This window comes from Paractinoplanes rhizophilus (assembly GCF_042664765.1).
GTDB lineage: Bacteria > Actinomycetota > Actinomycetes > Mycobacteriales > Micromonosporaceae > Actinoplanes > Actinoplanes rhizophilus.
The window spans coordinates 67,949-84,113 of the sequence record NZ_JBHTBJ010000005.1 but is presented as its reverse complement, the minus strand read 5'-3'; the positions used below and the strand labels follow the sequence as shown (position 1 = coordinate 84,113).

Here is a 16,165-nt window from a genome sequence, read left to right as displayed (position 1 = left end):
ATCGCGGTAGACCCTTATCGAGCGGCCGTGGCGGCATCCAGCAGCCCGGCCGCGACGCTGCGGGCGAGGGCGGCGGCGCCGGGCTGCCCGTCCATCCGGGCGCCGACCGAGGCGCCGTCGTACAGGATCATCAGCTGGTCGGCCAGCGCGGCCGGGTCGGCGGCCCCGGCGTCCCGGGCCAGCTCGGTGAACAGCCCGCGGGTCCAGGCGCGATTGGCGTTGGAGACCTGCTCGACCGCGCCACCCCTCCCCACCGACTCGGCGCTGGCGTTGTAGAAGGCGCAGCCGCGGAAGCCGGGCGTCGAGCTGACCTCGGCCAGCACGTCGAAGACGCCGAGCAGCCGGTCGCGCGGATTGTCGAACCGCTCGAGCCCGGCCATGATCCGCCGGCGCCGGATCTCGTGCCGGCCCTCGAGATACGCCCGGACCAGCTCCTCCTTGCTGCCGAAGGAGCTGTAGAGCGACGCCTTGGCGACCCCGGCCCGCTCGATGATGCGGTCGATGCCGACGGTGTGCACGCCCTCGGCGTAGAAGAGCTCGTCGGCCGCGGCGAGCAGGCGCTCGCGGGCGGTGGCCTTCTTCGTGGGTGACGCAGCAGACATGTATTTGACGATACCAGACAGGTCTGTCTAGTGTCTCCAGGACAGACAGACCTGTCTGTTGAATCTCGGGAGGATCGCCTCATGACCACCGTTGCCGAAGCGACACCGGCCGTCCGCGACCGCCGGCGGCGCCTCTCGCGCCCGGTCGCGTTCGCGGCGATCGCCGCCATCTTCGTCACCTTCGCGGCCGCGTCCGCCGCCCCGTCCCCCCTCTACGTCGTCTACCAGCACCTGTGGGGCTTCTCGGCCACCACGCTGACGGTGGTCTTCGCGGTGTACGTGGTCGGCCTGATCGGGACGCTGCTCACCCTCGGCGCCCTCTCCGACCACGTCGGCCGCCGCCCGGTGCTGGCCGCCGCGATCGCGCTCGAGGCCACCTCGCTCGCCCTGTTCTTCGTGGCCGGCGACGTGACCGTGCTGCTCGTGGCCCGCCTGCTGCAGGGCATCGCCACCGGGGCCGCGCTCACCACGCTCGGCGCGGCCCTGGTCGACCTCAACCCGCCGCACGCTCCCGGCCGGGCCGGCCTGATCAACGGCATCGCCCCGGTCGCCGGGCTCGCGGTCGGCGCGCTCGGCTGCGGCGCCCTCGTCCAGTTCGCCCCCGAGCCCACCCACCTGGTCTGGGCGCTGCTGCTCGCCGGCATGGTGCTGGCCGGCATCGTGGTGGCCAGGATCCCGGAGACCTCGGCCCGCAAGCCCGGCGCGGTCGCCTCGCTCTCGCCCCGGCTCGGCGTGCCACCCCGGCTGCGCGCCGACCTGCTCGCCCTCGCGCCGATCATCGTGGCCAGCTGGGCCATCGGCGGGCTCTACCTCTCGCTCGGTCCCTCGGTGGCGGCCGGTGTCTTCGGGCTCACCAACCACCTGGTCGGCGGCTTCGTCGTGACCCTGCTCTGCGCCACGGGCGCGGTCACCTCGTACGCGATGCGCAATCTCCCCACCCCGCGCGTGCTCACCATGGCCGGGGCGTTCCTCACCGCCGGCTCGGTGATCAGCGTGGCCGGGCTCGAGTCGGAGAGCGTCGCGGTGGCCGCGGCCGGCACGGTGCTCTCCGGGATCGGCTTCGGCGCCTCGGCGCTCGCCTCGTTCGGCACGCTGGCGATCCTGGCGGCCCCGCACGAGCGGGGCGAGCTGTTCGCGGTGGCGCTGGTGATCGCGTACACGGCCTTCAGCCTGCCGGCGGTGATCGCCGGATTCGCGGCCACCTCGTTCGGCCTGCACCCGACCGCCCTGGTCTACGGCATCGTCGTGGCCGCGCTCGGCGCGATCGCCCTGGGCGCCCAGCGGCTTCGCAAGCGTGAGCGCGTCGCGCGGCCGGCTTCGTAAGCGTGAGCGCGTCAGCGTCGGTTGCCCGGCGGCTTCGTCAGCGTTAGTCCGAACAGCTCTCTTTCGTAACGCCCCGGCGTGGGCGGTCCCGATGTGACCGCCCACGCCGCAGCATATTGGGGCGAATCGGACACGAGAGGGCTGGGGATGAGAAGAATTCTGGCGGCGGCCATGACGATCGCCTTGGCGGCCGTCGGTGCCGCGGCGACCGGAGCCCGAGCGGACCAGGTGCGCCACCGGGGCGGCTACGACCCGCGGATCGAGTGGCAAAAGTGCACCGATCCGTCGCTGGTGTCGCGCAAGGCCGAGTGCGGCGTGCTGGCCGTGCCGGTGGACTACAAGACGCCCGGCGGCCCGACCCTCGATCTCGCGGTCGCCCGCGTCAAGCACACCGTCCCGGAGGCCAAATACCAGGGCGTCATGCTCGTCAACCCGGGCGGGCCGGGCGCGAAGGGCCAGGGCCTGGCGGTGCTCGGCTCGCTGGTGCCCAAGGGCGCCGGCGACGCGTACGACTGGATCGGCTTCGACCCGCGCGGCGTCGGGGCCAGCAAGCCGGCGCTGACGTGCGACAGCAAATACGCGGGCTTCCGCCGGCCGGAGTACGTGCCGACCACCACCGCGATCGAGACGACCTGGCTGCGGCGGGCCCAGCGGTACGCCCGGGACTGCCGGAAGGCCGGCGGATCGCTGCTCGACCACCTCAAGACGCAGGACTCCGTGCGGGACATGGAGAGCATCCGGCTCGCGCTCGGCGCCACCCAGATCAACTTCTACGGCTTCTCGTACGGCACGTACCTGGGCCAGGTCTACGCCACCTTCTACCCGTCCCGGGTGCGGCGGATGGTGCTCGACGGCGTCGTGAACCCGGCCCGGGTCTGGTACGACTCGAACCTCGACCAGGACGTCGCGTTCGACCGGAACATGAAGATCTACTTCGCGTGGCTGGCGCGGTACCACAAGATCTACCATCTCGGGCGCACCGCGCGGGCCGTCGAGCGGCTCTACTACGCCGAGCGGGCCCGGCTGGCCGCCAAGCCGGCCGGCGGCAAGATCGGCTCCTCCGAGCTCACCGACGTCTTCTTGCAGGCCGGCTACTACGTCTTCGGGTGGGAGGACATCGCGCGGGCGTTCAGCGACTGGGTCCGCAAGCACGACGCCGGGGCGCTCGAGCGGCTCTACCTCAAGAACAACCCGCAGGAGAAGGGCGCCGACAACGGGTACGCGATGTACCTGGCCGTCCAGTGCACCGACGCCGCCTGGCCGGCCAGCTGGACGAAGTGGACCTCGGACAACTGGGAGGTGCACCGCCGGGCGCCGTTCGAGACCTGGGCGAACGCCTGGTTCAACGCGCCGTGCCGGGACTGGGCGGCCGCGCCCGCCATCCCGACCAACGTCTCCGGCGAGACCGTGGCGCCGATCCTGCTGATCAGCGAGACGCTGGACGCGGCCACGCCGTTCAGCGGCGCTCTCGAGGTGCGCAAGCGGTTCCCGCGCTCGGCCCTGGTCGAGGGGGTCGGCGGCACCACCCACGCGGGCTCGCTTTTCGGCGACGACTGCGTCGACAATGCGGTCGCCGACTACCTGGCCTCCGGCGCCCTGCCCAAGCGCCGGCCGGGTGAGCGCTCCGACCAGAAATGCGACCCGATTCCCCAGCCGGACCCGGCCAACGGCGCTGCCCGATCGAAGCGCGCCCCCGCCCCGGCGACCCGTCTCGAACTGCGATCCGCCCTGGTCACTCGGTGATGAGCGCCACCTCCCGGCGGGTTCGGGAGGTGGCGCCGGGTAGGCTTGCGGGCGCGAAGGGGAGTAGCTCCTAACGTCGCGGTCGACATACTGATCCTCCGGGGTCCGGCCGCGCGGCCTCAGCGGAGGCGAGCGAGACCTTCGACTTGGCTGTTGTTCATTGACGGCCGGGTCGAGGTCGCTCTGCGTCTTCCTCCCGGTCCCGACTACCGGGAGTTTCTCGTGGATGGCTTCCTCGCCGCGCTGGCGCTCAGCTTCGTGGTCATCTTCGTGGCCGAGCTGGGCGACAAGTCGCAGCTCATGGCGCTGACCTTCGCCACCCGCTTCAAGACCCTGCCGGTGCTGATCGGCATCACCGTGGCCACCGCGGTCGTGCACGCGGTCTCGGTCGGCATCGGTTACGGCCTCGGCGCCACCCTGCCCACCGGCTGGATCTCGCTGGTCGCGGGCCTCGCGTTCCTCGTCTTCGGCGCCTGGACGCTGCGCGGCGACAAGCTCACCGACGAAGAAAAGGACAAGGCTTCGCGTACGACGAAGTCGGCCGTTCTCGCGGTGGGCGGGGCGTTCTTCCTGGCCGAGCTCGGCGACAAGACGATGCTGGCGACCATCACGCTGGCCACTCAGCACGGCTGGTTCGGCACCTGGCTGGGCTCGACCATCGGCATGGTCGCCGCCGACGCGCTGGCCATCCTGGTCGGCCGGCTGCTCGGCCGGCACCTGCCCGAGCGGGTCATCAAGTACGGCGCGGCCGCGCTCTTCGCTATCTTCGGCATCTGGCTGATCGTCGAAGCGATCATCGAACTGCGATAGGGGACAGCCGTGCTGCAGTACCGGGCGGAGCTCGACGCCGCCGTCATTCTCACCGGCGGCGCCAGCGTGCGGGCGCAGGGCCTGACGATCGACGTGCCGCACGCCGACGTCACCCAGGCCGAGATCGCCGCGCTGCTGGTGGCGGCGCTCGGCCTGCGCCACGTCGAGCGGGTCGAGGTCGCCGCCTGCCGGGTCTTCGGCGAGCGGGCCGCGCCCACCGGCCGGTCGGCGATCCGGCTCGAGCTCGTCGAGCTCAGCCACGTCATCGCGGACGGGATGACCACCTTCCCGGGCGCGCCGGGCCCGGTGATCAGCCCCCACCTCACCTGGGCCGATTCCCGCTCCCGGTACGCCGAGGGCACCGAGTTCAGCATGGACCGGATCGACATGGTCGGGCAGACCGGTACCTACCTGGACAGCCCGCGGCACCGTTACGAGGGCGGGACCGACCTGGCCGGCCTGCCGCTCGGGCGGCTCGCCGACCTGCCGGCCACGGTGGTCCGCACGGCCGGCGCCGGGCGCCGGGCGGTCGAGGCGGCCGATCTCGAGCCGCTCACCCTGGCCGGGCACGCGGTGCTCCTGCACACCGGCGGCGACCGGCACTGGGGCACGCCCGCCTACGCCGAGGACAACCCCTACCTCACCGCGGCGGCGGCGACGCTGCTGGTGGAGCGGGGTGCGGCGCTGGTCGGCATCGACTCGGTCAACCTCGACGACATGTCGGCGGCGAGCGGCGGGGAACGGCCGGCGCACAGCATCCTGCTGGCCGCCGGGATCCCGGTCGTCGAGCACCTCACCGGCCTCGAGCAGCTGCCGCCGACCGGCGCCCGTTTCACCGCCGCGCCGCCGCGGATCGAGGGCTTCGGCACCTTCCCGGTGCGCGCCTTCGCCACGATCCCGTGGTACGAGCCGCACGACCACACCCGCTCGGCCGGCTGGCTCCCCACTACAGTCGAGCAGTGACCGAACCCGGCACGGCTGTCGCGATGGCGGCCGTGCAGTTTCAGCGCGGTGACGCGTCGGCGGCGGCCGGGCTGCTCGGGCCGGTGCTGGCGGCCGAGCCCGACAACGTGCGCGCGCTCGTCCTGATGACGCACGCGCAGCTCGCCCTCAAGAAGCCCGAGCCGGCCTACCAGGCCGCCCACCGCGCGGTGCTGGTCGCGCCCGAGTCGGCCGAGGCGCTCGGCGCGCTCAGCCGGGCGTACACCGGGCTGGACCGGCACGACGAGGCGGTCCAGGTGGCGCAGCGGGCCGCGCAGATCGAGCCGGAGAACGCGTACCGGCACAACCGGGTGGCGTGGGCCCTGCTCGGCGACGGCCGGCGCGCGGTCGAGGCCGAGCACGCGGCCCGGCTCGCGGTGCGGCTCGACCCGAACGAGGCCGACTTCCGGATCACCTACGCCATGGTGATGAAGCAGCTGCACCACACCGACCGGGCCCGGCAGGCGCTGCGCGACGCGCTCGCGATCGAGCCGGACAACGCGGTCGCGCGGCACGAGCTGGCCACCCTGGACGTCGTGCACCGCAACCCGTTCGCGCTGGGGCGGCTGGCCCGGGGCGCCAGCGGGCTGGCCGGCGCGCTGCGGGCCGACCCGCGGCAGCAGGCCAGCCGGTTCATGCTCGACGTGGCGCTGCGCCGGTTCCTGGTCTACACGGCGGTGCTGCTGGCCGTGCTCGCGTACGTGGGCTGGCGGATGACCGAGTTCTCGGTCGGCGGGGCGCGCGTGCTGGCCGGCGTGGCGGCGCTGGCCCCGATCGCGTTCGCGGCCTACTTCGTCGCCCGGCTGGATCGCTCGCTCCGGGCGTACCTGATGAGCGTGCTCACCCAGGGCCGTCAGCGGATCGCGGCGATCGGCGCGGCGCTCTGCCTGCTCCTGCTGCTGAGCGCCACCGTCACGCCGGCCGGTTGGCTTGCGTGGGTGCTCGGCGTCGCGGCGGTGGGCGGCTTCGGGGTGCGGCTGCTGACCGTCTCGGCCTCGAACGCGCACGTCCGCGCGGCCGGGGTGAACGTCTCGCCGGACCGGGTGAGCGTCGTGCTCTGGTGGGTGGTGATCGGCTGCGTGGTCGCGGCGATCCTGCTCGAGATCGGCGCGACCGACTCGGCCTGGTGGCTCTCGGCGGCCGCCCTCCTGCTGGTGCTGGCCGCGGCGGTGTGCCTGGCGGTGCTGATCCGGCGGCGGCGGGCCCGGCGTGCCGGCGGTCCTCGCGCGGGGCGGCCCGGGCACCGCGGGAACCTCGGGGGAATTCGCTCCTGACGGCGTTCCGGTCCGCGGAATCCGCCTCTCAAATGCGGCATAGCGGCGAAGATGTACACATGTCCTCCGACTTCCCCCAGTTGGCACCCGGGGTGGCCGCGAACCCGACCGCGACCGGCATCGCCCGGGCCACGGCCCTGTTCGAGCGGATGGACCCGGCCGAGGCGGCGCGGACGCTGGAACCGGTGCTCGCGGCCGACCCCGCCTCGGTGGACGGCTGGAACCTGATGGCTCGGCTGCGGCTCGCGCTCGACGACAACCAGGGCGCGCTCGAGGCGGCGAACAAGGCGATCGCGCTGGCGCCGGACGACTCGCGCGCGCTGGCCACCGCCAGCCGCGCGCTGACTCTGCTCGGCAAGCACGAGGACGCGGTCACCATGGCCTACCGCGCGGTGATCGCCGAGCCCGGGAACCCGCTCTGGCACGACCGGGTGGCCTGGGCGCTGCTCGCGGCCGACCGGCAGTTCGCCGACGCCGAGCAGGCCGCGCGCACCGCGATCGGCCTGGATCCGAACGAGCCGCATTATTACTTCACGCACGGCGTGGCGCTGGAGGCGCTCGGCCACGTCGACCAGGCCCGGCAGGCGATGCTCACGTCGCTGCGGATGGAGCCGGAGAATCCGGTCGCCCAGCACCGCCTGGCCGTGCTCAACGGGGAGGCCGCCCGCGAGCCCGAACCCAGGAAGCGCGGCTTCCGCCTGTTCCGCCGACGCGACTGAGCTGCGCAAGACCCGGACGATAGGGCCCGGGCGCTGCCTTTGCTCTGCTTACCTGCGGTAAGCACGGCTCCGGCCGCTTCGGGCCGATCCGGGCGAAGCGGCCTCGTCACGGACGTCGTCGCGCGGCCGGGCCGCCTGGCGCGGGCGCTTCCTGTGGGTGAGCAGAGCAAAGCGTCGCGAACACCCAGCTCAGACCACGGAACAGAACTCGATCCCGGAACCTCGCTAGCGGGTGTAGGCGAGGAGGTTGAGCTTGCGCAACTCGGGCGGCTCCTTGGCCTGCACCAGCAGGGTGCCGTCGGGGGCGAACAGCGACAGCGTCGTCCGGGTGCCCGTGCGCGAGCGGACCAGCAGGTTGCCGTCCGGGTCGAAGGACGCGCCGACCACGCTGCCCGCGACCGGCAGCGGCACCACCTCGCCGGTGACCGTGTCGACCACCGCGTCGGCCGTGTCGGGGCTGTCGGCGCCGGTCTCGCCGGTGGTCTGCAGCGGCACCGTGACCCGCTGGCCGGTCGCGTCGACGCTGGTCGGCTTGCACGCGGCCAGGCCGTCGGGATTGTCGACCGGCCGGCGGTCGCCGATCACCGGGACGGCGGTGTCGGAGTCGCCGGCCACCACCTTCAGCGAGCAGTACGAGGTCGCGTACACGAGCGCCGTGCCGTCGCCGGACCAGCGGAAGTGCTGCCCCGAGGCGAGCTGCTCGCCGAGCGGGGTAAGCCGGCCCGAGCCGACCTGGAGGATGGCGGGCGCGCCGGCCGCGACCAGCAGGCGGGCGCCGTCGGGCGACCAGGCGGGCGGCTGGCCGGCCGTGCTCACCCCGCTGGCGACCTGCTCGGGCGGGCCACCGGTGGACTCGATCAGCAGGGTGTCGCCGACGGTGTACGCGATCTTCTTGCCGTCGGGGGAGACGCCGACGGGGGAGGGCGCCTTGGGCAGGACGGTGTCGACGGTTCCGTCGCCCGGCGACATGCGCACCACGTCGGGGTCGGCGCCGGCCTGCTCGTAGAAGACGTGGCCGGGCAGGTCGGCGAGAGTGCGGGACGCCGGGGTGGCGGTGGACTCGGCCGCCCGCGGCCGGTTTTTGTGCCGCATCGGGACGGTGGGCGGCTTGACGGCCTGGTGGGTCGGCGCGGGTGCGTGGCGCGGCACGGTGACCGTGGGCCGGGGCAGCGGCGCGAGGGTGGCCGGCGCCGAGGAGCGCAGGGCCACCGGCGGCTCCTCGGCCTCCCGGCCCGGCAGCCGCCACAGGCCGCTGGCCAGCAGCGCGAGCGCGGCCACGGCGGCGGCGGTGCCGACCGTGGCCTCCCGGCGGGCGATCCGGCGCGAGCGGCGGACGGCGCCGTCGTACAGATCGGCCGGCGTCGCGGCGTCGGCCAGCTCACGCAGCGATTCCCGGAGGCGCTCGTTCATCGCTGCTGCTCCGAGGTGAGCACGCGCAGGTCGGGCAGCATCGTGCGGAGGCGGTCGAGGGCGCGGGCCGTCTGGGTCTTGACCGTGCTCACCGAGACGCCGAGCAGCTGGGCCGCCTCGGCCTCGGTGTGGTCCTCGAAGTAGCGCAGCACGATCACGGCGCGCTGTTTGGCGCTGAGCGTGAGCAGCGCCCGGCGCAGGGCGAGCCGCTCGACCGCGGCCTCGGCCGGATCGTCGCCGGTCGGCCGCTCGTCGAGCTCGCCGGGGAGGATCTCGGCGACCTTCGGCCGCCGCCAGAGGGAGACCTGGGCGTGATACATCACCTTGCGGGCGTACGCCTCGGCGTTCTCCGGCCGTTCGAGGCGGAGCCAGGCCCGGTGCGTCCGCGCGAGCGCCTCCTGGACGAGATCCTCGGCCAGGTGCTGATCTCCGGTCAAAAGGTACGCCGAGCGCAACAACGCGTGCGTCCGGGTGCGGACGAAATGCGCATAGTCGGCCTCTCGGGCGTCCATTTCCACGTGTCCGATCGGGGGGTAGTGGAAGACGTGAGCGTACCGATGCGGCTCCAGCACCGCTGTCCCGTTCACGCCTCCCCCTCCCACCCGCCGTTCGATGCCTCCCCGTGTGGGCACCGGCCGGCACATATCCAGACGTGAATTTCGTGACACCCGGTCGACGGCCGTTCGGCCGATTTCCCGGGTAGGTCGAACGGACAGACTTGGTTTTGGACTAGCTTCGAACTACGCGCGTCTCGCACGGGAGGAACGGCCATGGCACGTCCCCGGATCGTGATCGTCGGTGCCGGGTTCGCCGGCTTCACGGCGGCCCGCAAGCTCGCCAAGCTGTCCCGCGGCAGCGCCGAGATCGTCATCGTGAATCCCACCGACTACTTCCTCTACCTGCCGCTGCTGCCCGAGGTCGCCACCGGGCTGCTCGAGCCACGCCGGGTCACCGTCTCGCTGACCGAGGCGCTGCCGGGCGTACGCCTCGTGCTGGGTGAGGTCGAGGGCTTCGACCTCGACGGCCGCATGATCAGTTACACCGATCCCGAGGGCGGCACGGGCAAACTGGGCTACCACAAGCTGGTGATCTCGGTCGGCAGCGTGAACAAGCTGCTGCCGGTGCCGGGCGTCGCCCAGCACGCGCACGGCTTCCGCGGCATCTCCGAGGCGCTGTATCTGCGGGACCACATCACCCGGCAGATCGAGATGGCCGCCACCGCGACCGACGACGCCGAACGCCGGGCGCGCTGCACGTTCGTCGTGGTCGGCGCGGGCTACACCGGCACCGAGGTGGCCGCGCAGGGCGTGCTCTACACCCGGGATCTGGTCAAGAAGCGCCCCGGCCTGGAGGGGCTGCCGCGCTGGTTGCTGCTCGACACCGCCGACCGGGTGCTGCCGTCGCTCGATCGGCGGCTGGCCGACGCCTCCGACGCGGTGCTGCGCGAGCGCGGCGTCGAGATCCGCACCAAGACGAGCGTGCAGGAGGCGATGGCCGACGGCGTGCGGCTGTCCACCGGGGAGTACGTGCCGACGAAGTCGTTGATCTGGTGCGTCGGGGTCCGGCCCGACCCGGTGGTCGACGGCGTCGGCCTGCCCACCCGCGAGGGCCGGCTGGTCGTCGACGAGTACCTCACCGTGCCCGGGTATCCGGACGTCTACGCGATCGGCGACGCCGCCGCGGTGCCCGATCTCACCATGCCCGGCGAGATCACCGGGATGACCGCGCAGCACGCCGTCCGGCACGGCACGAGGGCGGCGCTCAACATCGCCGCCTCGTACGGGCGGGGCCGGCGCCGCCCGTACAAGCATCATGATCTTGGCTTTGTGGTGGATCTCGGTGGGCTCGACTCGGCGGCCAACCCGCTCGGTATCCCGCTCCAGGGCTTCCCGGCGAAGGTGGTGACCCGCGGGTACCACCTGCTGTCGATGCCGGGCAACCGGGTGCGGGTAGCCGGCGACTGGCTTCTCGACTCCGTTCTCGGCCGCCACGGCGTCCAGCTTGGACTGGTCCGCGGCAAGGCGGTTCCGCTCGACTCCGATTCCCCGCAAGCGTAGGCGGGCGGGCAGGACCAGCCGGTTCGTGGACCGATTAGCCTCTCCGACATAGGCGACACAAGTAATAATTCGGTCATGCGATCTCGTAGGCTCGCCGTCCTGCTCGCCGCCGCCGTCCTGGCGCCGGCCGTCGCTGCCGTCCCGGCCGGGGCGTCCGGCCCGAGTCCCGGCGTCACGAGGGCCCGCTACACGTTCAACGGGCGGGCGATCGTCGACGCGTCCGGCCGCGGCCACACGCTGTCCGTGATCTCCGGGCACGGCGGCCAGGTCCGGTCGGTGGTGCACGGCCAGGGCATGGCCCTCGCGTTCCCGGCCCACTGCGCCACCCCGGTCTGTCCGCACGTCGCGCTGCAGACCCCGAGCTCGGCCGATCTCAACCCGGGCACCCGCGACATCGCGTACGGCGCCGACGTGCTGCTGCCGCCGGGACAGACCAGCAAGGGGCAGAACATCGTGCAGAAGGGCTACTCGACCACGAGCAGCCAATGGAAGCTCCAGGTCGACGGCGTGGCCGGCCGGCCGAGCTGCGTGCTGGTCGACGACCGGAAGCCGGCCATCCGGATGATCACCAGCACGGTCAGCGTCGCCGACGGGCGGTGGCACGCCGTCGCCTGCCGCCGCTCCGGCCGGGTGCTGACCGTGCTGGTGGACGGGGTGCCACGGGGCAGCACGGCCGTGCCCGCCAAGCTGTCGGTCAGCAACCGGCGGCCGCTGAGCATCGGCGGCAAGGGCGCCTACGCCGACAACGACCAGTTCAACGGCGCTCTGGACAACGTCTGGGTGGAGATCGGCTAGCCGCCGGCGATCGCCCCGAGCAGGTCCGAGCGGGTGGTGTCGCCGGAGAGCTCCCAGGCGAACGCCCCACCGAGGCCCTTGCTCCGGGCGTACGCCATCTTGGCCCTGATCGTCCGCGGCGTGTCGTAGGACCACCACTGATCGCCGCAACGGGCGAAGGCGGTGCCGCCGGCGGTGCCGGTCGGTGGGCAGCGCGTGGCCAGCACCTCGTAGTCCTCGAGACCGGTCTCGAAGCGGCCGGCCGCCGGACCGGAGGCGGCGCTGCCCGGGCCGCTTCCCGTGACGCCGGTCCAGCCGCGGCCGTAGAAGGCGATGCCGAGCAGCACCTTCGCCGGCGGGATGCCGAGCTCGAGCAGCTTGTCGACGGTCGCCGAGGTGGTCGCGGTGTCGCGCGGAATGCCGGGATAGGTGGTCAGCGGCGAATGCGGCTCGGTGCGGCGCTGGTCGTCGGTGCCGAAGTAGTCGTAGGTCATCGCGCTCAGCCAGTCGGCCGGGCGGGACGCGCCCAGGTAGTCGGCCCGGTCGAGCTTGCCGAGGTCGGCCGGGACGGCGGCGCTGATCAGGGCGTCCGGGCCGAACGACGAGCGCAGCGCGGACAGCACCCGGGTCAGCGCATCCCGGCCGCCGGCGTCGCAGGTCAGGCCGCACGCGTTCGGATACTCCCAGTCGACGTCGATGCCGTCGAAGACACCCGCCCAGCGCGGGTCGCCGACCAGCGCGCGGCAGGAGGCGGCGAACGCGGCCGGGTCGCGGGCCGCGGCGGTGAAACCGGCCGAGCCGGTCCAGCCGCCGAACGACCAGATCACCTTGAGCCCGGGGTGCTTGGCCTTGAGCTTGCGCAGCTGGCCGAAGTTGCCGCGCAGCGGGTCGGTGGGCCGGTCCGGCACGTTGTCCACACTGTCCGCGGCCGGCATCGGCTTGTCGTAGTCGGCCCACGCGTCGGCGGCGGAGCAGCGGCCGCCGGTGACCTTGCCGAAGGCGTACACGATATGGGTCAGCTTCTGGGCGGCCCCGTCCGTGTCGAGATCTTTCACCTGGAAGTCGCGGCCGTAGACGCCCCAACCGGTGAAGTATCCGACGATCTTGGCCGGCGCTCTCGTCGCGGGCGGCGGCGAGCAGGCGAACAGGAACACGCTCAGAACGGCGATCAGCAGGCGGCGCACCAGCCCGAAGGTATCCCGCCCGGGCGGCGCCGCAACCCGGTGCTTCCCCCGAACGAGTGCCGGGGTGATTCGCGGCACGCTCGGGCATGTCCGGGGCAAGCTGTGCGATTGTTGCCCCGTGGCCGTAAGCCCGCATGAGCCCCCGCCCGCGCCGACCACTCGCGGCGCCGACCTGCGTGCGCTGCTGAGCTGGCGACGGATCCTCAACCGGCTGCGGGCGGTGCTGCGCAGCGCGCTGGTCACCTTCGTGGTGCTCACCGCGACGCTGTGGCTGATGCCCGGCGTCGAGAGCGCCGACATCGTCGACACGCTCGGTCTGGTGCTGGTCGTCGCCGGGGTGGGCGCGGTGCTGCGGCCGCTGCTGCTGGTCGGCGTCGTCGTGCTCGGCGGCTGGGGCGCCATGCTGCTCGGCGTGGTCGCGCAGATCGCGGTGATCGTGGTGGCCCTCGAGATCGACCCGGCCGACCGGATCAGCGGGCTGCCGTCGCTGGTGCTCGCCGCGATCCTGGCCGTGGTCTTCGCCGCGATCATCGACTGGATGCTGGACAGCGGCACCGACGACACGTTCGTCCGGGAGGCCAAGCGCCTCATGCGCGGGGTGCGCCGGCGCCACGCGCGGCAGGCCGGCGGCCCGTTCCTGACGCTGCGCCGCCCGCGGCCGGGCGACGAGCCGGGCCTGCTGATGATCCAGCTCGACGGATTGTCGGAGCCGGTGCTGCGCTGGGCGGTCCGGGCCGGCAACCTGCCGACGCTCGGGCACTGGCTGCGCTCCGGCAGCCACACCATGCGGGGCTGGCACACCGGGCTGCCCTCGACCACGCCGGCCTCGCAGGCCGGCATCCTGCACGGCGCGACCCGGCAGGTCCCGGGCTTCCGCTGGTACGAGAAGGACACCGGCAAGCTGATGGTCTCCAACCGGCCGCGGGACGCGGCGACCATCGAGGCGCGGCTCAGCGACGGCCGGGGGCTGCTGCGCGACGGCGGCGTGAGCATCGGCAACGCGTTCAGCGGGGACGCGACGGTCAACCTGCTGACGGTCAGCCACGCGGCGCTGCCGGGCCGGTCGGCCCGCGGGTGGGCGGCGTTCATGGCCTCGCCGTACGGCTTCACCCGTGCGCTCGTGCTCGGCGTCGGCGAGGTCATCACCGAGCTGCACCAGGCCCGCCTGCAGCGGCGGCGCAACCTGCTGCCCCGGGTCAGCCGGTCGGGCGCGTTCCTGGCCCTGCGGCCGGCCTCGATGCTGCTGCGCGACGTGAACATCTCGCTGATCGCCGAGCAGATGGCCCGGGGCGCGCCCTCGATCTACTGCGACCTGGTGGACTACGACGAGGTGGCGCACCACGCCGGACCGGCGCGGCCGGAGTCGATGCGGCAACTGGAGAGCCTCGACCGGATGCTGGGCGTGCTGGCGCGGCTCGCGCCCGAGGCGGCCCGGCGCTATCACATCGTGGTGCTCTCGGATCACGGGCAGAGCCAGGGCGCGACGTTCCGGCAACGCTACGGCGAGACGCTCGACGAGCTGGTGGAGCGGCTGTCCGGCGAGACGCCGCCGTTGGTGGTCTCGTCCGGCAACCTCGCCCTGCTGTATCTCACCCAGTTCCCGCATCGGCTCGGCCGCGCCGAGATCGACAAGGTGCATCCGCGGCTGGTCCCGGGGCTGGCCGCCCATCCGGGCGTCGGCGTGGTGGTGGTCCGGGAGGAGGACGGCCCGGTCGCCTACGGCACCTCGGGCCTGCACCGGTTGCGCGACAACACGGTCGAGGGAGTGGACCCGCTCCTTCCGTACGGGCCGCACGCGCGCGCCGACCTGCTGCGCCACCAGGAGTCGGCGCACATCGGCGACGTCGTGCTGATCAGCTGCGTGGACCCGGTGACCGAGGAGGTGGCGGCCTTCGAGGAGCTGGTCGGCTCGCACGGCGGCCTCGGCGGCTGGCAGACCGACGCCGTGCTGGTGCATCCGGCGCGGTGGCCGATCGCCCGCCCGGAGCTCGACGGCGCCGACGCGGTGCATTTCCAGCTCGTCGAGTGGCTGGACATGCTGGGGCTGCGCACCCCGGCGCTGAGCGCGGACGAGGAGGCGGCCGCGATAGCGGCCGAGCCGAGACTTTCCCACGTGCGTGACGGTTAAGGATTTGTGCCCAAGTTCCTGACCGCCTGCGCGGTGACCGTGGCCGTTCTCCTGTTCGGCCTGCCGGCTCAGGCGACGGCGATCGGCAGCCGGGCACTGGACACCGGCCCCACGTTCAACGGTGGGGTCTACGCCATCGCCCACGTCGGCGCGGTCGTCTATCTGGGCGGCGCGTTCACCAGCGCCACCTACCGCGGCCGCACCTATCCGAGATTGCGCCTGGCCGCCTTCGACGCCCGCAGCGGCGCCCTGCTGAGCTGGGCGCCCGGGGCCGACGGCACCGTGCGGGCCCTGGCCGCCACGGACGGCAGCATCTACGCCGCCGGCGACTTCCACGCGGTGGGTGGCCACACCCGGGACTCGCTGGCCCGGCTCAGCCCGGTGGCCAGCACCGTGCTGCCGTTCCGGCACACGCTCACCGGCACCGCCTACGCGCTGGCCACCGGCAACGGCCGCCTCTACCTGGGCGGCAGCTTCACCGGCGTGGACGGCCGGCGCCGATCCAATCTGGCCGCGTTCGCCCTGGACACCGGCGGCCTCGACGCCGGGTGGCGGCCGTCGGCCGACGACGCCGTGCACGCGCTCGCCGCCCTCGGCAACCGGGTCTACCTGGGTGGCGGCTTCCATTTCGTGAACCAGCAGAAGGGCACGCTGCGGCTGGCGGCGGTGCACGGGACGACCGGGGAGGTCGACGCCGGCTTCCGGCCGCGCGTCCCGGCCCAGGTGCGGGCCATGGCGCTGGACGGCACGGGGATCTACGTGGCGACCGCGGGCGTGGGCGGGCGGGCGATCGCGTACGCGCTCACCGGCGCCCTGCGCTGGCAGCGGGTCTTCGACGGCGACGCGGCCGCGATCGCCGTCGACCGCGGCGTCACCTACGTCGGCGGGCATTTCGACAGCGCCTGCCTGACCAGCAGGAACGGCGCGCACGGCGCGTGTGTGGACGGTTCGGAGCCGCGCTACAAGCTGGCCGCGGTCACCGCGACCGGCGCCCTCGCGCCCTGGGCGCCGCAGGGCAACGGCGTCATCGGCGTCCGCGTGCTGAGCGTGAACCGGACGACCGGAACCCTCGAGGTCGGCGGCGACTTCACCACGATCAACGGGCAGGACCGGCGCCGGTTCGCGGTCTTCTAGGGAAAGCGGTGTTCTGGGGAAGCGGT

The 16,165-nt window shown here is 73.1% G+C and carries 13 protein-coding genes and 1 pseudogene; 10 read left to right on the top strand and 4 right to left on the bottom strand.

All coding sequences use genetic code 11. The features are described from left to right. Window positions 1–14: 14 nt before the first annotated feature. A complete protein-coding gene (locus tag ACFQS1_RS09485) occupies window positions 15–602 on the bottom strand; it encodes a TetR/AcrR family transcriptional regulator (protein ID WP_378965877.1) in 588 nt (195 codons plus the stop codon). Between the two features lie 81 nt (window positions 603–683). Between ACFQS1_RS09485 and ACFQS1_RS09480 the strand changes: the two genes are divergently transcribed. The 6 genes from ACFQS1_RS09480 (at window position 684) to ACFQS1_RS09455 (ending at window position 7,452) form a co-directional block, all read left to right on the top strand. Further along, entirely contained in the window at window positions 684–1,925 is a 1,242-nt protein-coding gene (locus tag ACFQS1_RS09480; RefSeq protein WP_378965874.1) for an MFS transporter, read from the top strand. Between the two features lie 147 nt (window positions 1,926–2,072). After that, window positions 2,073–3,668 (top strand): alpha/beta hydrolase, encoded by a 1,596-nt coding sequence (locus ACFQS1_RS09475; RefSeq protein WP_378965873.1) that lies wholly within the window; start codon window positions 2,073–2,075, stop codon window positions 3,666–3,668. Between the two features lie 222 nt (window positions 3,669–3,890). Continuing rightward, entirely contained in the window at window positions 3,891–4,478 is a 588-nt protein-coding gene (locus ACFQS1_RS09470; protein ID WP_378966339.1) for a TMEM165/GDT1 family protein, read from the top strand. 9 nt (window positions 4,479–4,487) lie between these two features. Then, a complete protein-coding gene (locus ACFQS1_RS09465; RefSeq protein WP_378965872.1) occupies window positions 4,488–5,441 on the top strand; it encodes a cyclase family protein in 954 nt (317 codons plus the stop codon). Next, window positions 5,438–6,733: a tetratricopeptide repeat protein gene (locus ACFQS1_RS09460; protein ID WP_378965870.1), complete on the top strand. Its 1,296-nt coding sequence runs from the start codon at window positions 5,438–5,440 to the stop codon at window positions 6,731–6,733. Before ACFQS1_RS09465 ends, ACFQS1_RS09460 begins: the two co-directional genes overlap by 4 nt. Window positions 6,734–6,792: 59 nt before the next feature. Further along, window positions 6,793–7,452 carry a tetratricopeptide repeat protein gene (locus ACFQS1_RS09455; protein ID WP_378965869.1) on the top strand — a complete coding sequence of 220 codons (660 nt, stop codon included), beginning with the start codon at window positions 6,793–6,795 and terminating at the stop codon, window positions 7,450–7,452. Between the two features lie 225 nt (window positions 7,453–7,677). Here ACFQS1_RS09455 and ACFQS1_RS09450 read toward each other — a convergent pair whose 3' ends face one another. Continuing rightward, entirely contained in the window at window positions 7,678–8,862 is a 1,185-nt protein-coding gene (locus ACFQS1_RS09450) for a TolB family protein (protein ID WP_378965868.1), read from the bottom strand. Continuing rightward, window positions 8,859–9,374 (bottom strand): SigE family RNA polymerase sigma factor, encoded by a 516-nt coding sequence (locus ACFQS1_RS09445; RefSeq protein ID WP_378966337.1) that lies wholly within the window; start codon window positions 9,372–9,374, stop codon window positions 8,859–8,861. The genes ACFQS1_RS09450 and ACFQS1_RS09445 overlap by 4 nt, the downstream gene beginning before the upstream one ends. A gap of 258 nt (window positions 9,375–9,632) precedes the next feature. Between ACFQS1_RS09445 and ACFQS1_RS09440 the strand changes: the two genes are divergently transcribed. Both ACFQS1_RS09440 and ACFQS1_RS09435 read left to right on the top strand, forming a co-directional pair. Beyond that, window positions 9,633–10,919 (top strand): NAD(P)/FAD-dependent oxidoreductase, encoded by a 1,287-nt coding sequence (locus ACFQS1_RS09440; protein WP_378965866.1) that lies wholly within the window; start codon window positions 9,633–9,635, stop codon window positions 10,917–10,919. A 75-nt stretch (window positions 10,920–10,994) separates the two neighbouring features. Further along, complete coding sequence (locus ACFQS1_RS09435; RefSeq protein ID WP_378965864.1) at window positions 10,995–11,714, top strand: LamG-like jellyroll fold domain-containing protein; 720 nt, start codon at window positions 10,995–10,997, stop codon at window positions 11,712–11,714. Here the strand turns inward: ACFQS1_RS09435 and ACFQS1_RS09430 are convergent. After that, window positions 11,711–12,829: pseudogene (locus ACFQS1_RS09430) on the bottom strand (glycoside hydrolase family 18 protein); the annotation flags it as partial. The gene ACFQS1_RS09435 and the pseudogene ACFQS1_RS09430 overlap by 4 nt on opposite strands. Before the next feature lie 166 nt (window positions 12,830–12,995). Here ACFQS1_RS09430 and ACFQS1_RS09425 point away from each other — a divergent pair. Further along, window positions 12,996–15,005, top strand: coding sequence for an alkaline phosphatase family protein (locus ACFQS1_RS09425; RefSeq protein WP_465263200.1), 2,010 nt, complete (start codon window positions 12,996–12,998; stop codon window positions 15,003–15,005). Window positions 15,006–15,011: 6 nt separating this feature from the next. Next, complete coding sequence (locus tag ACFQS1_RS09420; RefSeq protein WP_378965862.1) at window positions 15,012–16,139, top strand: hypothetical protein; 1,128 nt, start codon at window positions 15,012–15,014, stop codon at window positions 16,137–16,139. The last annotated feature ends 26 nt before the right edge of the window (window positions 16,140–16,165 follow it).

Bases quoted from the DNA above. Each gene is read 5' to 3' on its own strand.
- ACFQS1_RS09440 (WP_378965866.1), top strand. From the start codon at position 9,633: ATGGCACGTCCCCGGATCGTGATCGTCGGTGCCGGGTTCGCCGGCTTC.
- ACFQS1_RS09450 (WP_378965868.1), bottom strand. From the start codon at position 8,862: ATGAACGAGCGCCTCCGGGAATCGCTGCGTGAGCTGGCCGACGCCGCG.
- ACFQS1_RS09480 (WP_378965874.1), top strand. From the start codon at position 684: ATGACCACCGTTGCCGAAGCGACACCGGCCGTCCGCGACCGCCGGCGG.
- ACFQS1_RS09455 (WP_378965869.1), top strand. From the start codon at position 6,793: ATGTCCTCCGACTTCCCCCAGTTGGCACCCGGGGTGGCCGCGAACCCG.
- ACFQS1_RS09485 (WP_378965877.1), bottom strand. From the start codon at position 602: ATGTCTGCTGCGTCACCCACGAAGAAGGCCACCGCCCGCGAGCGCCTG.
- ACFQS1_RS09475 (WP_378965873.1), top strand. From the start codon at position 2,073: ATGAGAAGAATTCTGGCGGCGGCCATGACGATCGCCTTGGCGGCCGTC.
- ACFQS1_RS09435 (WP_378965864.1), top strand. From the start codon at position 10,995: ATGCGATCTCGTAGGCTCGCCGTCCTGCTCGCCGCCGCCGTCCTGGCG.
- ACFQS1_RS09445 (WP_378966337.1), bottom strand. From the start codon at position 9,374: ATGGACGCCCGAGAGGCCGACTATGCGCATTTCGTCCGCACCCGGACG.